Below are 19,832 nucleotides of genomic sequence, written 5' to 3' on the forward strand. Positions count from 1 at the left end.
CTCCTCAGTGTGCGGTTGCCGGCTCAGCGAACAGCAGATCGTGTATCTGCTTCTCCAGCCGTGCAGCGCTGCCGTCTTCGCTGGAGACGCGGTCGACGTCAACGACTTCGGCCTTCACCCGGCCCGGATGCGGCGACAGCAGCAGGATGCGGTTGCCGATCTTGATAGCTTCCGCGATTGAATGGGTGACGAACAGCACGGTGAACTTGGTATCAGACCAGAGCTGCAGCAATTCGTCCTGGCAAGTCCGACGCGTCAGCGCGTCCAGCGCCGCGAACGGCTCGTCCATCAGCAGAATGTCCGGCTCCATCGCCATGCCGCGCGCGATCGCGACGCGTTGCTTCATGCCGCCAGACAACGTATGCGGATAGCTATCGACCACGCGAGTCAGCCCGACCTTCTCGATATAGGCCCGAGCCTTCGCCTCGGCTTTCTTGCGAGGTAGCCGCCGCGCGGTCAGGAGCGGAAACATCACATTCTCCAGCACGGTTTTCCACGGCAGGAGTTGATCGAACTCCTGGAAGATCATCATCCGATCGGCGCCCGGCTCGACGATCTCGCGGCCGTCAATCCGCATCTTGCCCTCGCTGGGCCGCAAGTAGCCGCCGACCGCCTTCAGCAGCGTGGATTTGCCGCAGCCGGACGGCCCGAGCAGCACGAAGCGATCGGAGCGATCAACCGTGAAGGAGACGCGTTCGGTCGCTGTGATGACCGCGTTCGACGTCTTGTAGCGCAGCGTCACATCGGAGACGTCAAGGAGCGGCGCCATGGGATCAACTGCCCTTCAGGTCATGCGCGACCGGCAGGTAATAGTCGGTCCACGCCTTGGGCTGCGTCTTCAGCGTGCCCGTCTTGAAGAGATGGTTGGCGAATTTCATGGTGCCCTGCGGCTCCAGATTCCACTCCATCATGCCGGGCTCCTTCAGCCAGGCCAGCAGATCTTCAACTGACGTCTTGTCGCCAGTGATCTCCTTATAGATTTCGACCGCGAGCTTGGGATCGCTTCGGATCAGGTCATGCGCTTCCTTGGTCGCCAGCCGCACGGCCTGGATGATTTTTGGATTGGCGTCGGCGAATTTCGTCGTGGTGAAGAATTGCGCCTGGCTAAGCGGGCCGCCCATCACGTCAGGCGAGTTCAGCACGACATGCGCGCCCGGCACATTCTTCAGCTCAAGGAAGGTATAGGGAGGGATCGAGAAATGACTGCGCACCTCATGCTGCGGATTGGACATTGCCGCATAGGCGTCGGGGTGGCCGAGCTGCACGGTGTTGGGATCGAGCTTCGACCATTGATCCGAGCCGAACAACTCGCCTGCCGCGATCTGCAGCACGATGGCCTGCGTCGAGACCTTCACGGTCGGCAACGCGATTTTATCGTTCGGCCCGAAATCCTTCAGCGACTTGATGTTGGGATCGCGGCTGATCAGCGTCATCGGCTGCGCGGAAGTGGCGACAATGCCTTTCACGCCGCCGCGGGTCCGATCCCACAGCAGCAAGAGATTGCCGGTGCCGGTATTGAGGATGTCGACGCCGCCCGCAAGCAGCGCATCGGTCTGCGCGCCGCCGCTGGAGAATGTCAGCCATTTGGTGGTGATGCCGGGCACGCCAAGCGCTGCGGCATGTTTCTCGATCAGCTTCTGCTTCTCGATAATGTGGCTCGGAATATAGAAAATACCCGGCTGCCGCGACAAGGCGATTTCCGTCTTTTGCTGCGCCAGTGCCGCCGGTCCCTGCAGCAAACCAAACGCCACGGCGGCGCTCGCAAGCGCCCGCCACATCATCCTGTTCATTACGCGCTTCCTCTCAGGGTTGCGGATTGACCACCCCTGCGGAAATGCACTAATGTATTAGTGCATCGTTGGCAAGCCTCTCGCGGGCGTAACGGCAATTCAAATGGATCCACCGGTCATCGGCCAGCGTCGTGTCGTCCCGCGATCGAGCGGGCTGCTCGATCGCGACCGTCAGGCGGCGCCGCAAGTGTTTGAGCGCCTGCGCGGCATGATCATCGCACTGGAACTGCCGCCGGGCTCACCGCTGTCGCGCGCCGCGCTGGCAGAACAGTTCGGGGTGTCCTCGACGCCTATCCGCGACGCGCTGAAGCGGCTCGAGGAGGAAGGTCTCGTCGAGGTGTTCCCGCAATATGCGACGGTCGTCAGCCGGATCGACCTGCGCCGCGCGCAGCAGGCACATTTCCTGCGCCAGGCGGTCGAGCTGGAGATCGTGCGCGTGCTCGCGCTGCAACCGGACGAGGCGCTCGTCGCCGATCTCAACTCCACCATCGCGCGGCAACAGCAGTTCGCAAAGGCCGGCGCGTTCGAGAAATTCATGGCCGCCGACAACGAGTTCCACGCGCAGCTATACGAGGCCGCCGACAAGCAGGAAATCTGGACCCTCATCCGCAGCCGCAGCGGCCACATCGACAGGTTGCGCCGGCTGCATCTGCCCTCGCCCGGCAAGGCGCAGGATATCGTCCGCCATCACAAGCTGATCGCCAAGGCTATCGCCGGCGGCGAGCCGGAGGAAGCGCAAAAACATCTGCGAACCCATTTGTCGGGGACGCTGAGCGAGCTCGCGCAGATTCGCGCGCGGCATCCGCACTATTTCAACGACTAGAGCTTCGGTCCTGATGGAATCAGAACCGAAGCTCCAGGTTTTTGTTTTGACGCGTTTTCTTCACGCGAACCGGTGTCCACTTCGCTCGAAAACGCTCTAATGCGCGCGGCGCGCAGGCGTCGAACTGACTTTTCTTCGAATTGTCATCCCGCTTCGGCTCTTTGTAGGAGCATGATCTCCGCGCAAACGCTTTTGCGTTTGTCGCGAGCGAAAAACCGATTTCCACTTTTCCGGATCATGCTCTAGCATCGGTCGCCCGGGCCATGGCGACACCCCGTCGCCTGGTCCGGACAGAGGAAGGCCGCGACCGCACAGATGACGCTCACAACCAGACTCGCCATCGCCATGATTGCGCTGGTTGCGATCACAGTGGGCGCGGTCGCGTGGCTGAGCCATCGCAGCCTGGAACAGGAGATCGTGCCGCGCGTGCTCGACCGGATCGAGGCGCATTCGCGCTTCGTCGCGGGCGACCTCGCCACCTATACCGACAGCGCGCGCGCCGACATCGTGATCTTTCGCGATTTTGCCGCGGTGATCGGAATGATGCGGGCCCGTCTCAATGATGGAACGGATCCGGTCGATCATGTCGGCGAGGCAGTGTGGCGCGAGCGGCTGGAAGGCCGCCTCGCCGCGCAGCTTGCGATCAAGCCGGCTTACGCGCAGCTGCGCTATATCGGCGTTGCCGATGGCGGGCACGAGATCGTCCGCGTCGACCGTTCGGGGCCGCATGGCGCCGTTCGCGCCGTGCCCGAAGCAGAGCTGCCGCGCGCCGGCGACGCGCCCTATGTCCGCGACACGCTCGCGCTTGGCGTCGGCGGAATCTATGTCTCGCCGGTCGAACTGGACAAGGACGCCGGCGCGGCGCAGCCGGCGCCGATCCTGCGGGTGGCGACGCCGGTGCCGGCGACCGACGGCAAGCCGTTCGGGATCATCCTGATCGAGATCGACATGCGCAGCGAGTTGGACCGCGCGCGAAACTCGGTACGGCAGGGCGAAACGGCCTATGTGGTCGACGGCAGAGGCAACTACCTCGTCCATCCCGACCGCACGCGCGAATTCGGCGGGCAGACAGGATCGGGAGCCGACTGGCGGCGCGACTTCCCCTATCTGGCGTCGGCGCAGGGGACCACGCAGGGCTTCTCGCGCATGGTCGAAGGCGCGGGCGGACGGCCGAACGGCGTCGCGCTGGCGCCCGCGCTGCTGGTCGACAATCAATGGATCGCGGTGATCGAGACGGTTCCGAACGCGGTGTTCATGGCGCCGGCGGCGACGATCCGCAACAGCTCGATCGTGGTCGGCCTGCTCGCCGTGCTGGCCGCGGCGGGACTGGCGATCCTGATCGCGAGATCGCTGATGCGGCCGATCCGGCAATTGACGGCGGCGGTCGAGAGCGTCGCACAGAAGGGCACCGACGCCATTCCGGTCGACGCGCCGGGCGAGACCGGCGTGCTGGCGCGCGCCTTCGTGCGCGTGATCAGTGAGGTGAATGCCAAGACGGTTGCGCTCGAGCGTGAGGTGGTCGAACATCTGCGGACCGAAGCCGCGCGCGACCGCCTCGCCGGGCGCGAGCGCCTGTTCAGCGCCGCGGTCGAATCCGCCAACGACGCCGTCATCACGGAGTCGCTGGACGGCATCGTCACCGGCTGGAATCCGGCCGCGGAGCGCCTGTTCGGCTACACCGCGACTGAGGCGGTGGGCCGGCACATCTCGCTGATCGTGCCGCCCGACCGCGCCGCGGAGACCGACGACGTGCTGCGCCGGATCGGCTGTGGCGAGGCGATCGCGAACAACGAGACCGTGCGCCTGCGCAAGGACGGCAAGCCGGTCGAGGTCTCGCTCTCGATCTCGCCGATCAAGTCGGCATCCGGCGCCATCATCGGCATCTGCAAGACCGCGCGCGACATGACCGAAAGCCGCAAGGCGCAGGAAAATTTGCTCGAGAGCGAGCAACTGGCGCGCGGCATCATCAACAGCGCGCTCGATGCCTTCGTGCAGATCGATCAGAAGGGCATCATTCGCTACTGGAATCCGCAAGCCGAGAGCCTGTTCGGATGGCCCCGCGACGAGGCGCTTGGCAAGAACGTGTTCGAGCTGCTCGGGCGGCCGGACGGCCCGCTCAAGGCGGCGCTGGGGGCCTTCCTGCACTCAGGCGGCGTACAGTTGCAACAACCGCGCCGCGAGGTGCAGGCACGGCGGCGCGACGGCACCGAGTTCACCGCGGAACTGAGCATCGCCGCGCTGAAGACCCGCGACGGCTTCGTGTTCAACGGCTTCGTCCGCGATCTCACTGATAAGATCGCCGCCGAAGAGCGCATGAGGCAGGCCGAGAAGATGGAGGCCGTCGGCCAGCTCACCGGCGGCATCGCGCATGACTTCAACAACATCCTGACCGTCATCACCGGCACGATCGAGATCCTGGCCGACGCGGTGAAGACCGAGCCGCAGCTTGCCGCGATCACCAAGATGATCGACGAGGCGGCCGCGCGCGGCGCCGAACTCACGCAGCATCTCCTTGCATTCGCCCGCAAGCAGCCGCTCGACCCGCGCGAGATCGACGTCAATCTCCTGATCGTCGAGACCACCAAGCTATTGCAGCGAACGCTCGGCGAGCATGTCGAAATCGAATCGATCTTCGAGGACGAGACCTGCCTTGCCATCGTCGATCCCAACCAGCTCGTTACCGCGATCCTCAACCTCGCGCTCAACGCCCGCGATGCGATGCCTGATGGCGGCAAGCTCGTGCTCGAGACGGGAACCGTGTTCCTCGACGAAACCTACGCAAGACTGCAGGGCGACGTGCGGCCGGGGCGCTATGCGATGATCGCGGTGAGCGACACCGGCACCGGAATTCCCTCCGACATCATCGACAAGGTGTTCAATCCGTTCTTCACCTCGAAGGGGCCCGGCAAGGGCACCGGGCTCGGCCTCAGCATGGTCTATGGCTTCATCAAGCAGTCGGCGGGGCACATCAAGATCTACAGCGAGGAAGGCCACGGCACCACGGTCAAGATGTACTTGCCGCCTGCGACCAGCGCCACGGCCACGATCGAGCCGACGCTCACGGCGAAACTGCAGGGCGGCAACGAAACCATCCTCGTCGTCGAGGACGACAAGCTGGTGCGCGATTATGTGCTGACGCAATTGCACTCGCTCGGCTATGTCACGCTGGATGCCGCAAACGCTGCCGACGCGCTCGCCATCACCCGCGCCGGCAAACCGTTCGACCTCTTGTTCACCGACGTGATCATGCCCGGCATGAACGGCCGCCAGCTAGCGGAAGAGATCCACAAGCTGAAGCCCGACGTGAAGGTGCTGTTCACCTCGGGCTACACCGAGAATGCCATCATCCATCACGGCCGGCTCGACGAAGGCGTGCTGTTGCTGGCGAAGCCCTATCGCAAGTCGGACATGGCCATCATGATCCGCAAGGCGCTGGCTGGATAGCGACGCAATCGATCGCATCAGACGTCGCAATTAGCCCGCGCAAAAAAGACGATGTCGTCCGGGCCTTGAGCCGGGACGACGGCTAGGCCGAGCGCTGCTGTTGCTGCTGCGCGGTCATGACGATGCGCACGAGGTCGGCGGCGTTCCTGGCGCCGAGCTTCTTCATGATGTTGGCGCGGTGATCCTCGATCGTGCGCGGGCTGATGCCGAGGTGACGTCCCGCTTCCTTGTTGGAAGCGCCCGCCGTGAATTGTTCCAGCACCTCGCGCTCACGCCGCGTCAATGGCTCGCGTCCCGGGAAATGCAGCGTCGCTATCTGCGATGCGGAACTGTCGGCCTGGCGCCGCGTATAGGCGCCGATCGCCTCGTCGAGGCGAGCGACGATCTCGCTGCCACGGAACGGCTTCTCGATGAAGTCGAGCGCGCCGTTCTTGATGGCGCTGACGGCCATCGCGATGTCGCCCTGTCCCGAGATCATGAAGATCGGCGCCGGATACTCCTCGCCGTGCAGTTCCTTGAGAATGTCGAGGCCGGATTTGCCGGGGATGTGGACGTCGAGCAGGATGCAGGCCGGCGTCCTGGTTCGCGCCACCGACAGCAGCGCGGCGCCGTCGGCGAAACAGATCACCTGATAGCCGGCTGCGGACAGCACCATCGAAAGCGTGTCGCGGACGGCGGGATCGTCATCGACTACGAAAATCTCCCCGCGGGAGGGGGCACTCTCAGCCATAGGTCATTCCGTCCCTACTGGTGAAACCTGCAACCGAAACAATGGCTCCGACCGACATCGCATCGCATTGGCCCGTATTTGTACGGGACGACGGCTTAACGCACAAGTAGCACCGCGGTCCCTAAAGATAGGCTCCCGTGGAGAATGCGCATGCAGAAAGCTGCAGGAAACAATATCGCCGCCGAGGCCGTCGATGGAAACGACGCCTATGAATCGATCGTCTCGGACCTGATGTGCCTGATCGGGCAGGTGCAGGCGAGCCTGTCGCGGATCGAGAACGCAATCGTCTGCGAGACCTCGCTTGCTTCCATGGAAGCCGCCGACGCCGACATTTTCGTGCTTGATGACGTCACGCCCCGCTATGCCGTAGCGGGAGCGGCGCTGAAGGCATGCGACGCCGGCCTCGGCGCGGCCCTCGAGTTCCTGCTCGAGGCGAAGGCAATGGAGCACCAGCTAAACTAGAGCATGATCCGGAAAAGTGGAAACCGGTTTTCCGAAAAAGATCATGCTCAAACAAAGAGCTAGAGCGGGATGACGATTCGAGGAAAAGTTATCGCGCTTTAGCCGGCCGTCTTGGGGCTTTCAGTTCCCGACGCCGCGGCGAGGCGCTTTCTCACAGGCTTGCCCCGGATGAACTGGATGTCGATCTCGGTGCCGTTGACGCGGACCAGTTCGCAGCGGCGGTAGGCAAGCCCGGTCGAGGACAGCAGCAGGAAGAATTCCTTAAGGTTGAGGCCCTGGATGGAGCCTTCGACGTTCAGGGCCGCGTCATTCTCGGAGATGGCGTTGAGCACGCAATTGCGCCGCCAGGTTCCATCGATAGCCATGATGCATACCTCATAGCCGCGACTGAATGTCACTCGCTCCGCTGCCCTGCTGGTCTCCTTCATCGTCAGCGTCCTCCGATCGCGGCCATCCTGGGCATTGCGGCAGCCGCCATCGGGGCGACCGCGGGACGGGTGCCGGTCGGCCGATAGAGGCCGCGCTTTTCAGGACAGGGTTTGAAGACGTCGGTCAGACCGACGACGGTTTCGGCCGCGCCGAGCACCAGGAAGCCATCTCCTTCGAGCGACCTGGTGAGGCGGTTGAAAATATTGATCTTGGTGTCCTGGTCGAAATAGATCAGGACGTTGCGGCAGAAGATGACGTCGAAAGTGCCGAGCTGCGCGAAGTCATGCAGCAGGTTGAGCTGCCGGTGCTGCACCATCGCGCGGATGTCGGCGTTGACCTGCCAGAGCTCGCCGTTCTGCTTGAAATACTTCACCAGCAATTGGATCGGCAGGCCACGCTGCACCTCGAACTGGCTGTAGATTCCGGCCTTGGATTTCTCCAGCACATCCTGCGACAGATCGGTTGCGAGGATCTCGGTGCGCCAGCCCGCAAGCTGCGCGCTCATCTCCTTCAGGCACATCGCCAGCGAATAGGGCTCCTGCCCGGTCGAGCCGGCGGCGCACCAGATCCGGATCGTCCTGCGGCCCGCCCGCGCCTTCAACAGCTCCGGGATGATCGTATCGCGGAAATGATCGAACGGCGCCTTGTCGCGGAAGAAGAAGGTCTCGTTGGTAGTCATGGCCTCGACCACCTGCGCGATGTGGCGAGCCGATCCGCCCTTCATCTTCTGCACGAGATCGTCGATGCCGGAGAGACCGCATTTGCGCGACAGCGGCAGCAGGCGGCTTTCGATCAGATATTGCTTGTCCGCGGACAGATCGAGACCGGAATGGTCCTTGAGCAATTTGCGCAGATACTCGTAGTCGGAAGCGTTCACGATGGCCTCTTGGCGCAAAAGATTTCGAATGATCAGGCGGGCATCGAGGCCGCACACAGGCCGACTTCGTGGAACTTGGCGGCGATGATGTCCTTGTCGAACGGCTTCATGATGTATTCGTCGGCGCCCGCCTCAAGCGCGCGCGAGATGTGATCCATGTTGTTCTCGGTCGTGCAGAACACGACCTTGGGCAGGTCGCCGCCAGGCAGCCGGCGCAGATGGAGCAGGAATTCATGGCCGTCCATCACCGGCATGTTCCAGTCGAGCAGCACCGCTGCGGGCATGGCACGACGACAGGCGTCCAGTGCCCGCTCACCGTTCTCGGCCTCGATGATCTGGAAATTGAGTTCTTCCAGGAAGCGGCGCGCGATTTTCCGCACCACGCTGGAATCATCGACGACAAGGCAGGTCCGCACCTGCTCGCCGACACGAGGATCGTCCATCTGAATTCGCCTCTCGATTGTTCTTGTAGATGCTGATCAATCGATAGGCCTTGGCGGCTCACAACCACTTAATTTTACCGTCCGTGCGAATACGGATGGCATGTTGATACCGTGCGGCAGGGAACCGCCGAGGCGCGTCATCGACGGCCGTCGCGCGCCCAGACACGAAGACAATGAATTCGCTGGAGTTTTCGCGTGTGAGGCGGAGCCGGCAGGCTCAGGCCGCGGCGCGCTGCTGCTCGCGCTGCATCAGCTTGCGGATTTCCTTGAGCGCCTTGTAAAGCGCGCCATCCGCGACATGACGGTTAACCAGATCGAGCGCCTCGCGCGTGCTGGCATCGGCCTCCCGCAGCTCCTTGACGAAGCCGAGATAGGCGGTCCGATAACGCTGGACCTCGTTCTTCAGATACATGGTCTGGACGCAGTGATAGAGCCGCCTCGCCGGGGTGTTGGCGGTCTCCGCGGTCACGGTGTCCCGTTCGCGCAGGATCGGCGCTTCGCCGTCGATCAGGAAGGACGTGCGGGTGCCGGAATTGATCAGCACGGTCTCGCCGATGACGATCCGTTCAAACGGCTTCAGCTCGACGCGTAACGGCATGATCGTCTCCTTTTCTAGGCAACGGCGCGGGGGCATGCTCGCCCTCAATCTTCGAAATCTTCGTCGCGCAAACCGGCAGCAGGTGCGACGCCATCCGGTCTCGCAATTCGTCAGTCCGAAAGCGGCGGAGTTGCCTCCGCCGCTTCCGTGTTCGGTTTCGTCGCAGCGCTCAGCGGAGGAGCTGGAGCACGCTCTGCTGGCTCTGGTTGGCAAGCGCCAGCGCGGACACCGCGATCGACTGGCGGGTCGACAGCGCCTGGCTGTTGGCCGCTTCCTCGTTGGTGTCGGCCAGCGTCAGGTTGGACGAGCCGGTCTGCAGCACGTTGATCAGGTTCTTGGAGAAGTCCTGACGGATCTGCACGATCGACAGGTTCGAACCGAAGGCCGACGCCTGCGAACGCAGCGTGCTCGACGCGTTGTTCAGCGAAGTGAGAACCGTCTGGGTGCTGTCGTTGTCGATGAAGTCGGTGCCGGCAGTCAACGACGCCAGGCCGAGGCCGGCCGGATCGTTGGTCACGCCGTTGATCGTCAGCGTCGACTTGCCGGTTTCGTTGAACACCAGCTTGAGCTGATCGCCGTTCAGCAGGTTGATGCCGTTGAAGGACGCATCCTGCGCCGTCGTCTTGATCTGGTCGATCACCGTATTGTACTGGCGGACCAGATCGGCGCGGGTGTTCTGCGCGTTGATGTCCTTGACAGGCGCGGTCGTGGTGAGAGTCCCGAGCAGACCGCCAGCACCCGTGGCGCTGCCGGTGATCTTGCCGGTCAGATCAACCGACGCATCGTCGTTCGCAGTCGTGATGCTCAGCTTGCCATCGCTGGAGATCGAAGCCGTCAGGTTGCTGTCGGCGAGCTTCTTGTTGAGGTCGTCCAGGGTGTTCACCGCACCGGCGCCGGTTCCGATGGTGATGTTCTGAGCCGCTTTGGTGCCGATCGCAGCGATGCTGAGGACCTGGTTATCCTTGGTATTGGTCGGCTTGGTCTCACCGGCCGTAAGACCCAGCTTGGCGAGGACCGTGCTGGACCCACCAAGAGTGATGCTGTTGGTCTTGTCGGCGGCGGCGTTGCTGATGGTCAGGACGTTGCCGGCGCTGACCGACGACGTGCCACCGGTGATGCCATTGATCGCGGTAAGAACATCCGCCACGGTCGAGTCGGTGGCACCGGCAGTGTATGTCAGGTTGATCGTGACGTTGCCCGCAGCGTCCGTGGTCGAGGCCGCGGTGGCACCAGCGCCGCCGGTCGCGAACGTGATCGTCTTGCCGTTGACGGTGAACGAGTCGCCATTGGCAAAGCCAGCCGCGGTGGTGGTTTCGGTGCCGGCCAGGTTGGTGACCGCGGTGCCCGACACGGTCGCGGCCGTATCGGCGTTGCCGAGCAGGTTCGTGGCCGTCGCGCCGGTCACGGCCGCCGACGTGGCGGTCGACTTGGACGAATAGCCTGAGGTCGCCTGCAGCGCCTGGTTGGCGATCGACTTGGCGCTGTCGACCAGCTTCTGCAACGAGGTGATGCCGGTGTTGGCTGCCTGCAGCACCTGCACGCCATTGCCGATGCCATCGAGCAGGTTGTTGATGTCGCTTGCGCGGTTGTCGAGCGAGGCGGCGGTGAAATAGTTGGTGGGATTGTCGAGGGCCGAGTTGACCTTCTTGCCGGTCGAAAGGTGGCTCTGCGTGGTGGCGAGCAGATCAGCGGTCGACTGCAGCGAGAGCAGGTTCTGGCGAACCGAAGCCGAGAGAATAATGCCGGACATAGTTTGATACCCTTCTGGATGAACACACGATTGACGCAGCCGCCGGAAACTTCACTCCGGCGACCGTGCCACACTGTTCCGGCGGCGCTACCCGTTCGTTAAATCGCTCCTCAGTACAAATACCCAGAAACTCCGCGCGCAGACGCATTTCTCAGTAGTTCTACTGAGATGATCGCAAGTGTGAACGCGCAGATCGAAACAGCAGCACGCATGATGGATTGCGATCGCGGATCGCACAGCAGCAACTCTCGTCGTCGACAGACAAAGCGAGCGTGATGGATTTGGAATGTTTCGTGCTCGTCTCGTCGGAGAAGACAGCCACGTTGCGCGAACAAGTTCCTTTCGATCGTGCGTGGTATTTCGCATACACACAGCGCCGCCATTCGCACAGCCGTTTCGCCGTTGATCGCTTGTCCCACCTCGCACGAATCAGCGCGCGATTTTTGGTTCGGTCGCAAACGAAAACGTCTATCTGCCCGGTAAGGTGTATAGCCACGCGCGTGTAGCTCTTGTGCAATCGTGAGGGAAAGCTATTCTTCGCGCTATCCGACATGCCATGAGTAGGTGACGCGAGACGGTGAGCTCCCGCCTTTCGGCAGGAGAAGGAATGTCTGGATCATCGCGTCCGTCCAATCATCTGTTGCAGACTCTGCCGGCGGCGGAAATCGAGTTGCTGCGGCCGCATCTCGCAATCGTCGAGCTGACGAAAGACGCCGTGCTGTTCGAGGCCGGTGCGCCGATCGGCGATGTCTATCTGCCGCATAGCGGTGTGGTTTCACTGATCGTCGGCTTCACGGAAGGTGAAACCGTCGAAGTCGCCAAGATTGGACGCGACAGCATTGTCGGCGGCACTGCCGTGCTCCATGACGGACCATCGCTGGCGGATGCCGTCGTCATCATACCCGGCATCGCCTCGGTTCTCGCAACCGATCGCCTGCGCGCCGCGATGGAGACGAGCAGCACTCTGCGGCAAGTTCTGGTCAGGCACCAGCAGGCGATGTCCGTGCAGGCCCAGCAAGCCGCGACATGTCATGCATCTCACACGGTCGAATCCCGGCTGTCACGCTGGCTGCTGCACGCGCGAGAGTTGTGCGGCGGAGAACCACTCCCGTTGACGCAGGAATGTCTGTCGCAGTTGCTCGGCGTCCGGCGTAATGCCATTTCGATCGTGGCACACGCATTCCAGGAAGCTGGGCTGATCCGCTACAGCCGCGGGAATATCGAAATCATCGATCTCGAAGGTCTGCAGAAAACCGCCTGTGAGTGCTACACCGTCGTGAGGACGCAATGCGGTCGACTGCTCAACACGGAATGAGAAGCCTCTGGAGCACTTTCGGTTCTGATGGAATCAGAACCGAAGCTCCAGATTCTTGTTCTGACGCGTTTTCTTCACGCGAACCGGTCTCCGCTTCGCTCGAAAACGCTCTGAGCAGCGGAACCTGCGTCGCTGAGGCCACAGTCGCCGACGAGTATCAAACGACATCAGTCAAATGAACAGGTTTTCCTTGCCCGCGATGCGTGGCAAGGCCATCTTGCAACTCGGTCAGCGTGTGTCAGCTGCCAGGCCGAGATACGCTCTAGCAATGAGGCAGGAGACTGCTTTGGATTCGGTTCCTCGTTCGCCGAACGGATTCTTGTCCGCGCTGTCGGCATCCGATTTCGAACTGATCCGCCCGCATCTGCGCACAGTCGATCTCATCCAGGACATGGTCCTGGTCGAGGTCGATGAAGTGCTCAAGCGAGCCTACCTGCCGCAGAGGGGTGCGATTTCCCTGGTCGTAAAGCTCGCGCGCGGCGAGCACGTGCAGATCGCCTTGGTCGGGCGCGACAGCATCTTCGGCGCGTTCGCCGCGCTGGGGGACGCGACCGCGCTGAACTGCGCGGTGGTGGTGGTGCCCGGCATCGCTTCGACCATCGAGCTCGAGCAGCTTCGCCTCGCCGCCGACCGCAGCGCGACGTTGCGCTACGCGCTGGCGCGGCACGGGCTTGCGGTCGATGCGCAGGTCCAGCAGACCGCCGGCTGCAACGCTTCGCACACCGTGGAATCGCGGCTCGCACGATGCCTCCTGCACACCCGCGACCTGTCCGGAAGCGACAAGATCGTGCTGACGCAGGAAGCGATGGCGCAGATGATCGGCGCGCGCCGCAACAGCGTCTCGCTGGTGGCGCACACGCTTCAGCAGGCGGATTTCATCCACTACAGCCGAGGCCATATAGAGATCACCAATCTCGACAGCCTGATGAAGACCTCTTGCGAATGCTACGCGACGGTGAAAGCCCAATACACCCGCCTGATTCAGGGGTACGAATCGGTTACGCCATAAGCGCGACCGCGCGCTTGCTTCCCGCGTGGAAACCCGGCCGTACTTCTACGGCTCTCAATTTTCACGGACGGCTAAGCTTAACCGGCGATAATCGGAGTGCACACGGGAGAGCTGACATGTTCACGTTCGAAACGACGGACCAGAAGGAAGCCAGGCGTTTTCGGATCGCACAGTTCAACGGCAGGATCGCAACCGCGCATTCGGCCGGCGCGACGGTTACGGGCCACGTTCGATCCATCGTGGAGAACAAGTCGCGCGTTCCGGCGGCCTGGACCATCACGATCATCCCGGAAACGCCGAAGCCTGCTGCGGTAAACCTGCGGCCAGCCCCGCGCATCCGCACCTTCGCGGAAGATTACATCTGAATCACCTCGTAGCCCGGTGACGCGAATGCGTAAGCCAGGAGATCTGTGCCGATGTCGACCAGCGGCCCCGGATTACGCCGGCGCTTCCTTATCAATTTGAATCGAATCGTTGTTTGCTCAAGCGCAAGCTCGGCGCAAGCGCATCGTGCTTTGTTGCGCTCTACTGCTTCGACCTGCCGCAGGCATAGGCCGTGCCCGGCGGCCGTCGCGCGCCCAGCGCGAATTCGGTTCTGATTGAATCAGAACCGAAGCTGTAGATTCCTGTCTTGACGTGTTTCTGCGCAGATAAGTCTACGCAATCTGCCTAAACTTGATTGCGACGCAGGCCTGTGCCCGCTTCGCTTGAAAACGCTTCCAGCGCTCAGGACGACTGCATCAGCGCCTTGCGGACGAGATCGGCGGTGTTGCGTGCGCCGAGCTTGCGCATCGCTTCGGCGCGATGGCTTTCGAATGTCCGCGGGCTGATCTTCATGCGTAGCGCGCCTTGCTTGTTCGAATAGCCCTCGCTGATGAGACGGAGCACCTCGCGCTCGCGCCTCGTCAGCGGCTTCTGGCCGGCCTTGGATACAACCGTCACCTTTGGCGGCGGGCTTTCGTCCTTGATGCGCGCAGGCGGACTGTCCCATCCCGCCTTCTGATCGATAACGGGAGCGGATCCCGGATGAACCTCCGAAATCTGCTTCAGCATCGCGCAGACGCGCTCGGTCTGCTGCAGGGCGTTCTCGACCACCTGCTGCAGGTAGATTCGGGCTGCCGGCGAATGCGCGAACTGATGACTGTGCTGCTTGATCTCGTTCATGTAGAGCAGGAGCGCCGTCATCGGACCGTTGAACTGGCGCGCGATCGCAGCGCCCGCCTCTTCCGTAGCGCGCGCACGCTGTGCGGCGAGTTCCACAATCTCACGATTGCTCTCGAATGGGGCGCGGTCTTCCATCCACTTCGACAGATGTGACCCGTCGGCTCGATGCTCGTGCTGTGTCATGCGACCGATCTAGCGACCCTAAGGCTGTTCCCGCGTTAACTCGGCACTCAGTAGGAATACTGAGAACGCGACCATGTGTTGCCAGCTCACAAGGAAATAGAGGCAGACGCGCCTAGAGTTTGCAACAATTCTCGCAGGAATGTGGCAAATCTCAGTATTTCTACTCATAGGGAAAATACTGAAATTGTGGCGGAATGGCGTAGTTTCACGAGCATATTTGTGAGTTCCATGTGGCGGGTCCCGAACGCGCAGCGAATCACCGATGACGCGAATGGCAGCGTACTATCGATGCGCTGGTTCGAGAGCTTTCCAGAGGACGCTTATGCGGGCCTGTCGACGACCACGCGGCGCTTGCACTGAGATGACACGAACATGAGGTCGGCGCGCGATGCGTGCGCGAGAAGTCAACCCGCTACAGTGCATTGCTGCATGATTTGTGATCGATGCGCGGCGCCTCGCACCGGGGTTTGCGATTTACAGCTTTCACCGGCATCGCGATGATCGCGATCTCGATCTTCACAACGATGAAGGGAGACCGCGATGGCGCGAGCAACCGGATCATGGCTTGCGATGGCGACCTTGGCTTGCGCCTTGACGCTCTCATCAGCCGCGAATGCGCAGACCGCGCCCGCGGAGAATGCAGCGCCGCCGACCGCCGACAATGCGGTGATGATCACGGTGTTCCTGAAGCACGATCAGTCGCGCCCGCTCAGCGAACTCAACGCACAGCTCGAGAAGCAGGGCTACTACAAGGCCTTTCCGCCCGTGGGCGTCGAGGTCGTGAGCTGGTATGTGATGATGGGCATCGGCCAGGTGGTGACACTGCGGCTGCCGGCATCGCGGCTCCGCGAGGTCAATCGCGCGCTCGAGGACAAGGCCTGGGGCGCCTATCGCACCGAATTCTATCCGACCTATGATTACAAGGCCGTCGGCATGGCCGCGCACGAGAAGGCGCAATAATTAGCAATAGTTGATTGTCTGTCTCGGCGTGGCGCCAGCGAGGGCGCGTCACGCTTCATGGCAACGCACCCTTGCTCTCAGCTTGCGCCATGGCGGTCAGTTCGGCTTCGTTGATCGTGGCCCCGGATGCATCGAGCACCGAGACCGTGCGGAACCCGTCGTCGCGAAACTCCTCCATCTTTCGCAGCGCCGCCGCCGCCGTCGCGAGGATGACGGAGACGCCGCCGGGACCGTTCCTCGCAAATACCCGGAACATGATCCCCCAGCCCCTGACGTGCTCTACGCCGCCAGCGCGACGCGCGAGGTCGATTTCCGCCGGTACGGCTTGCCGCCCGGCGATCCCGATGGATCGGGGTCGAGCGCCGACAGCGCTTCAAGTACCTCGTCGATGCTGACAGCGCTCTTGGCACCCGGAAGTTCACGCAACGCCGGATTGGACGAAACCGCAGCCGCATCCGACGCCCATGACGCCAGCACGGCGCGCTTTTCCGCCACCGACAGCCGGGCATCCGCCAACACATCGCGCGGATGGTCGTAAACCGATGCCGGGTGCAGGATGACATTCAAATCGACGATATTGTCAGTGCGATCGATCATTGGTTGCTCCCGTTACTTGTTCAGGCACGTGTCAACCGTCCCGCCCGGCAGGTACACCGGGCGGGGCATCCGTCTGCGTCGCGAACGCGTTACGCCGCTTTCGCTTCGAGTTGCTGCACGTTGGCTGCCGTCGCGCCATCGATGGCGATCCGCCGCGGCTTCATGGCCTCGGGCACCTCGCGGACCAGTTCGATCTTCAGGAGTCCATTGTCGAACGCGGCGCTCTTCACCTGCACGTAATCGGCGAGATTGAAGTGCCGCTTGAACGGCCGCGCCGAGATACCGCGATAGAGGTATTCATGTTCGACCTTCTCGGACTTGCTGCCTTCGATCGTGACCACGTTGCTCTCGGCGGTCACCAAGATCTCGTCGGGCGAGAAGCCCGCGAGCGCAAGCGATATCTGGTAGCGATCTTCACCAAGCCGTTCAATGTTGTAGGGCGGGTAATTGTCCTCGCCCGTACGTGCCGCTGCGTCGACGAGATCGAACAGGCGGTCGAAGCCGATGGTCGAGCGCCACAGGGGAGCAAAGTCGTAGCTGCGCATAGCCAAATCCTCCAATGAGCAAGTTGGATACGAGCGGCACCGGACAGAACCGGTGCCCGTTCTGGTCCAGACCCATCAGGCGTCCGGACGCCATCCGTCGGATGGCGAAAAAAATCTTGGAAAAGGCCGATCCAGTTTCAAGGGGAGGCTACAAAAAATTTTTTAGCCCTTCGACGCAAGGCGATGCCCCCCGACATACGCGGCTCTCACCGCGTTTGTGAGCGCAGGCGACTTGGCCAGCTCAGCGGGTAAAGGTTGGAAGCAATCGACGGTGCCACTTGTTGCGATGTGGATCGCTTCGTCGCGTGCACTCGTCGCAATGATGCCAGACAACCCCTCGCGCTCGTCTGGCGCGCGGCGAGTCCGGGGACACGACCGATCAAGGCCTCAGGCGTGCGCCCTCGGCTGCTGGCTCAGCTTCTTGGCCAGCGTCTTCAAATCTTCGATCCGCCGGCTGCACAACAGCCGGGCGAATTCGTCGGCATCGATGGAGGATTGCGGAAGGACGGGCGGTTGGCGCAGCTCCCGGCGCCGCCAGAACAGCCGGGAGAGACGCTGCAGCAGCTTCATTTTCTTGAGCCTCGATGAGAGCCTGCGCGGATAAGTCGCCGAACCGGTCCTTGGTTCCGCGCGTTGCCCCTTTCCCCGTTCTTTTCCGCAAAGAGCAGCCGCCCCGCTCCCGCCGAGGCTCCCGCTTTCGCATCCGCGTAATAATGGTGGGCGACAACCTTGCCGGCCGCTGCCGCCAGGCTCATTCTCCCGGCGCCACGCGTTCAGGGGGAAGACAGATGCCTGAGCCGGACCTCACCGGCGCTCCGATGGGCGGCACGCTCGTGCCCGGCGGGGCGATATTCCGCGTCTGGGCGCCGCGGGCCAGCGCGGTCCATGTCTCCGGCGACTTCAACGATTGGAGGCAGGATGCCGGTTCGCTGATGTCGGAGATCGGCGGCGGGCACTGGGCGAGCTTCGTGCCCGGCCTGAAGGACGGCGACGCTTACCTGTTCTACGTCGAGGGCGTCGGCTCGTCCGGCTTCAAGCGCGACCCGCGGGCGCGGCTGCTCAGCGTCCAGCCGTCCTTTCCGGCCTGCAATTCCGTGCTGCGCGATGCCGGGCGATTTCCCTGGCGCCTCGAGCGCTTCGTGCCGCCGGCATTCAACGACCTCATCGTCTATCAGCTTCACGTCGGAACGTTCGCGCCGCATCCGGACAACGGGGATGGCAAGTTCTTCGACGTGATCGAGCGCGTGCCGCACCTCGCCGCGCTCGGCGTCAACGCCATCGAGCTGCTACCGATCCAGGAATTCCCGACCACGTTCAGCATGGGCTATAACGGAGTCGATCTCTATAGCCCGGAGAACCAATATGCCGAGGCCGACGAGGCAAAGCTCGGCCGCTATTTGGATCGCACCAACGCGATCCTCCAGGCGGCCGGCCACGCGCCCTATCCCGGCGTCGACACCCTCAGGCACAGCGACGACCAGCTTCGCGCGCTGATCGACGTCTGCCATGTCCATGGCATCGCCGTGATCTTCGACGTCGTCTACAACCATGCCGGCGGCGGGTTCGACGACAAGAGCATGTGGTTCCTCGATCGCCACCTGCCCGGCGACAACAACAACAGCCTCTATTTCACCGACAAGGGCTGGGCGGGCGGCCTGGTGTTCGCGTTCTGGAACGATGGCGTCAAACAGTTCCTGATCGACAACGCCACGTTCCTTTATGAGGAGTATCGGATCGACGGCTTCCGCTTCGACGAAGTCAGCGTGATCGATCGCTTCGGCGGCTGGGGCACCTGCCAGGACCTGACCTCGACATTGCGCGTGCAAAAACCCGAGGCGATCCAGATCGCCGAATATTGGCCGGTCAATGCGTGGATCGTGAAGGATCGCAGCGAGGGCGGCGCGGGCTTCGACGCCACCTGGAGCGACAGCATCCGCAACAGCGTGCGGGCGGCGATCGCGAGCGCCTCACAGGGCGCCAACGCACGCGTGCCGATGTCAGCGATCGCAGACGCGATCGCCGCGATCAGCCTGGGTAGCCGCTGGCGCGCGGTGCATGCGATCGAGAACCACGACATCGTCTATATGGGACGCGACGAACGGATCGCGGCGCTCGCCGACGGCAGCAATCCGCGCTCCTGGTATGCGCGCAGCCGCAGCCGCGTCGCGCTTGGCCTCCTGCTGACCGCGCCTGGCATTCCCATGCTGTTCATGGGCCAGGAGATGCTGGCGTCGAAGCCATGGAGCGACACGCCGAGCGTGGACACCGAAATCGGCTGGGCGGCGTTCGACCGTGGCGATGAGGTGATGGCCGGCTTCGTGCGCTTTGCGCGCGAGCTGATCGGCCTGCGCCTGAGGACGCCGGGGCTGCGCGGCGAAGGTTGCGCCGTCATCCACGTCCACGACGACAACCGCGTGCTGGCGTTCCAGCGCTGGGTCGAGGGCGACGGCGGCGATGTCGTGGTGGTCTGCAGCCTGAACGAAAGCCCGCTCCACAACTACGCGATCGGCTTTCCCGTCGCGGGCCGCTGGCGCGAGATGTTCAACAGCGACATCTACGACCGTGAGGTGACCGTCACCGCCGATGGCAGCGTGCACGCCGACGGCCCGCCGCTGCACGGCTTGCCCGCGTCCGCGGCAGTGACGATCCCGGCGAACGGGCTGTTGGTTTTCGCGCGGGGCTAACGCCATCGCTGGCATCTGTCCGGCGCCGG

General features: G+C 62.8%; 21 protein-coding genes. 8 read left to right on the plus strand and 13 right to left on the minus strand.

Going from position 1 to position 19,832, the window contains the following annotated elements; translation table 11 throughout:
* Window positions 1-4 precede the first annotated feature (4 nt).
* Both ACZIRK_RS06250 and ACZIRK_RS06255 read right to left on the minus strand, forming a co-directional pair.
* Window positions 5-769, minus strand: coding sequence for an ABC transporter ATP-binding protein (locus tag ACZIRK_RS06250; protein WP_130228639.1), 765 nt, complete (start codon window positions 767-769; stop codon window positions 5-7).
* A gap of 4 nt (window positions 770-773) precedes the next feature.
* Complete coding sequence (locus ACZIRK_RS06255) at window positions 774-1,781, minus strand: ABC transporter substrate-binding protein (protein ID WP_245474946.1); 1,008 nt, start codon at window positions 1,779-1,781, stop codon at window positions 774-776.
* Window positions 1,782-1,893: 112 nt separating this feature from the next.
* On the opposite strand from ACZIRK_RS06255, the gene ACZIRK_RS06260 reads away from it, so the two are divergent.
* Together ACZIRK_RS06260 and ACZIRK_RS06265 are read left to right on the plus strand one after the other, a co-directional pair.
* Entirely contained in the window at window positions 1,894-2,613 is a 720-nt protein-coding gene (locus ACZIRK_RS06260; protein WP_130228640.1) for a GntR family transcriptional regulator, read from the plus strand.
* Window positions 2,614-2,928: 315 nt separating this feature from the next.
* A complete protein-coding gene (locus tag ACZIRK_RS06265; protein WP_130228641.1) occupies window positions 2,929-6,057 on the plus strand; it encodes a PAS domain S-box protein in 3,129 nt (1,042 codons plus the stop codon).
* Between the two features lie 82 nt (window positions 6,058-6,139).
* On the opposite strand, the gene ACZIRK_RS06270 is transcribed toward ACZIRK_RS06265, so the two are convergent.
* Window positions 6,140-6,787, minus strand: a complete 648-nt coding sequence (locus ACZIRK_RS06270; protein WP_028162383.1) for a response regulator transcription factor — start codon at window positions 6,785-6,787, stop codon at window positions 6,140-6,142.
* Window positions 6,788-6,937: 150 nt separating this feature from the next.
* Between ACZIRK_RS06270 and ACZIRK_RS06275 the strand changes: the two genes are divergently transcribed.
* Window positions 6,938-7,249 carry a hypothetical protein gene (locus ACZIRK_RS06275; RefSeq protein ID WP_130228642.1) on the plus strand — a complete coding sequence of 104 codons (312 nt, stop codon included), beginning with the start codon at window positions 6,938-6,940 and terminating at the stop codon, window positions 7,247-7,249.
* A gap of 98 nt (window positions 7,250-7,347) precedes the next feature.
* Here ACZIRK_RS06275 and ACZIRK_RS06280 read toward each other — a convergent pair whose 3' ends face one another.
* The 5 genes from ACZIRK_RS06280 to ACZIRK_RS06300 all read right to left on the minus strand — a co-directional run bounded on the left by ACZIRK_RS06280 (window position 7,348) and on the right by ACZIRK_RS06300 (window position 11,346).
* The gene (locus ACZIRK_RS06280) at window positions 7,348-7,677 is read right to left on the minus strand and encodes a hypothetical protein (protein WP_028162385.1); all 330 of its coding nucleotides are present in this window, start codon (window positions 7,675-7,677) and stop codon (window positions 7,348-7,350) included.
* A 2-nt stretch (window positions 7,678-7,679) separates the two neighbouring features.
* Entirely contained in the window at window positions 7,680-8,555 is an 876-nt protein-coding gene (locus tag ACZIRK_RS06285; protein ID WP_130228643.1) for a CheR family methyltransferase, read from the minus strand.
* Window positions 8,556-8,587: 32 nt separating this feature from the next.
* Window positions 8,588-8,971 (minus strand): response regulator, encoded by a 384-nt coding sequence (locus tag ACZIRK_RS06290; protein ID WP_130228646.1) that lies wholly within the window; start codon window positions 8,969-8,971, stop codon window positions 8,588-8,590.
* 244 nt (window positions 8,972-9,215) lie between these two features.
* A complete protein-coding gene (gene flbT, locus ACZIRK_RS06295; RefSeq protein ID WP_028162388.1) occupies window positions 9,216-9,596 on the minus strand; it encodes a flagellar biosynthesis repressor FlbT in 381 nt (126 codons plus the stop codon).
* Window positions 9,597-9,765: 169 nt separating this feature from the next.
* Complete coding sequence (locus ACZIRK_RS06300; protein ID WP_130228644.1) at window positions 9,766-11,346, minus strand: flagellin N-terminal helical domain-containing protein; 1,581 nt, start codon at window positions 11,344-11,346, stop codon at window positions 9,766-9,768.
* A 607-nt stretch (window positions 11,347-11,953) separates the two neighbouring features.
* Here ACZIRK_RS06300 and ACZIRK_RS06305 point away from each other — a divergent pair.
* The 3 genes from ACZIRK_RS06305 to ACZIRK_RS06315 all read left to right on the plus strand — a co-directional run bounded on the left by ACZIRK_RS06305 (window position 11,954) and on the right by ACZIRK_RS06315 (window position 14,035).
* Window positions 11,954-12,661: a Crp/Fnr family transcriptional regulator gene (locus ACZIRK_RS06305; RefSeq protein WP_130228645.1), complete on the plus strand. Its 708-nt coding sequence runs from the start codon at window positions 11,954-11,956 to the stop codon at window positions 12,659-12,661.
* 268 nt (window positions 12,662-12,929) lie between these two features.
* Window positions 12,930-13,670: a Crp/Fnr family transcriptional regulator gene (locus ACZIRK_RS06310; RefSeq protein ID WP_463327076.1), complete on the plus strand. Its 741-nt coding sequence runs from the start codon at window positions 12,930-12,932 to the stop codon at window positions 13,668-13,670.
* A gap of 116 nt (window positions 13,671-13,786) precedes the next feature.
* Complete coding sequence (locus tag ACZIRK_RS06315) at window positions 13,787-14,035, plus strand: hypothetical protein (RefSeq protein WP_130229991.1); 249 nt, start codon at window positions 13,787-13,789, stop codon at window positions 14,033-14,035.
* Window positions 14,036-14,396: 361 nt separating this feature from the next.
* Here ACZIRK_RS06315 and ACZIRK_RS06320 read toward each other — a convergent pair whose 3' ends face one another.
* Entirely contained in the window at window positions 14,397-15,017 is a 621-nt protein-coding gene (locus tag ACZIRK_RS06320; RefSeq protein WP_130229993.1) for a helix-turn-helix transcriptional regulator, read from the minus strand.
* Between the two features lie 540 nt (window positions 15,018-15,557).
* Here ACZIRK_RS06320 and ACZIRK_RS06325 point away from each other — a divergent pair.
* On the plus strand, window positions 15,558-15,977 hold the full coding sequence (locus ACZIRK_RS06325; protein ID WP_130229995.1) for a hypothetical protein: 420 nt from the start codon (window positions 15,558-15,560) through the stop codon (window positions 15,975-15,977).
* A 55-nt stretch (window positions 15,978-16,032) separates the two neighbouring features.
* Here the strand turns inward: ACZIRK_RS06325 and ACZIRK_RS06330 are convergent, their stop codons facing one another.
* From ACZIRK_RS06330 to ACZIRK_RS06345, 4 genes are all read right to left on the minus strand, one after another.
* Complete coding sequence (locus tag ACZIRK_RS06330) at window positions 16,033-16,233, minus strand: hypothetical protein (protein ID WP_130229997.1); 201 nt, start codon at window positions 16,231-16,233, stop codon at window positions 16,033-16,035.
* Between the two features lie 23 nt (window positions 16,234-16,256).
* On the minus strand, window positions 16,257-16,574 hold the full coding sequence (locus ACZIRK_RS06335; protein WP_028162396.1) for a hypothetical protein: 318 nt from the start codon (window positions 16,572-16,574) through the stop codon (window positions 16,257-16,259).
* A gap of 89 nt (window positions 16,575-16,663) precedes the next feature.
* The gene (locus ACZIRK_RS06340) at window positions 16,664-17,119 is read right to left on the minus strand and encodes an Hsp20 family protein (protein ID WP_130229999.1); all 456 of its coding nucleotides are present in this window, start codon (window positions 17,117-17,119) and stop codon (window positions 16,664-16,666) included.
* Between the two features lie 387 nt (window positions 17,120-17,506).
* On the minus strand, window positions 17,507-17,689 hold the full coding sequence (locus ACZIRK_RS06345; RefSeq protein WP_130230001.1) for a hypothetical protein: 183 nt from the start codon (window positions 17,687-17,689) through the stop codon (window positions 17,507-17,509).
* Window positions 17,690-17,907: 218 nt separating this feature from the next.
* Between ACZIRK_RS06345 and ACZIRK_RS06350 the strand changes: the two genes are divergently transcribed.
* Window positions 17,908-19,803 carry an alpha amylase C-terminal domain-containing protein gene (locus ACZIRK_RS06350; RefSeq protein ID WP_130230003.1) on the plus strand — a complete coding sequence of 632 codons (1,896 nt, stop codon included), beginning with the start codon at window positions 17,908-17,910 and terminating at the stop codon, window positions 19,801-19,803.
* Window positions 19,804-19,832: the final 29 nt, after the last annotated feature.

Source organism: Bradyrhizobium sp. Leo114 (assembly GCF_055229415.2).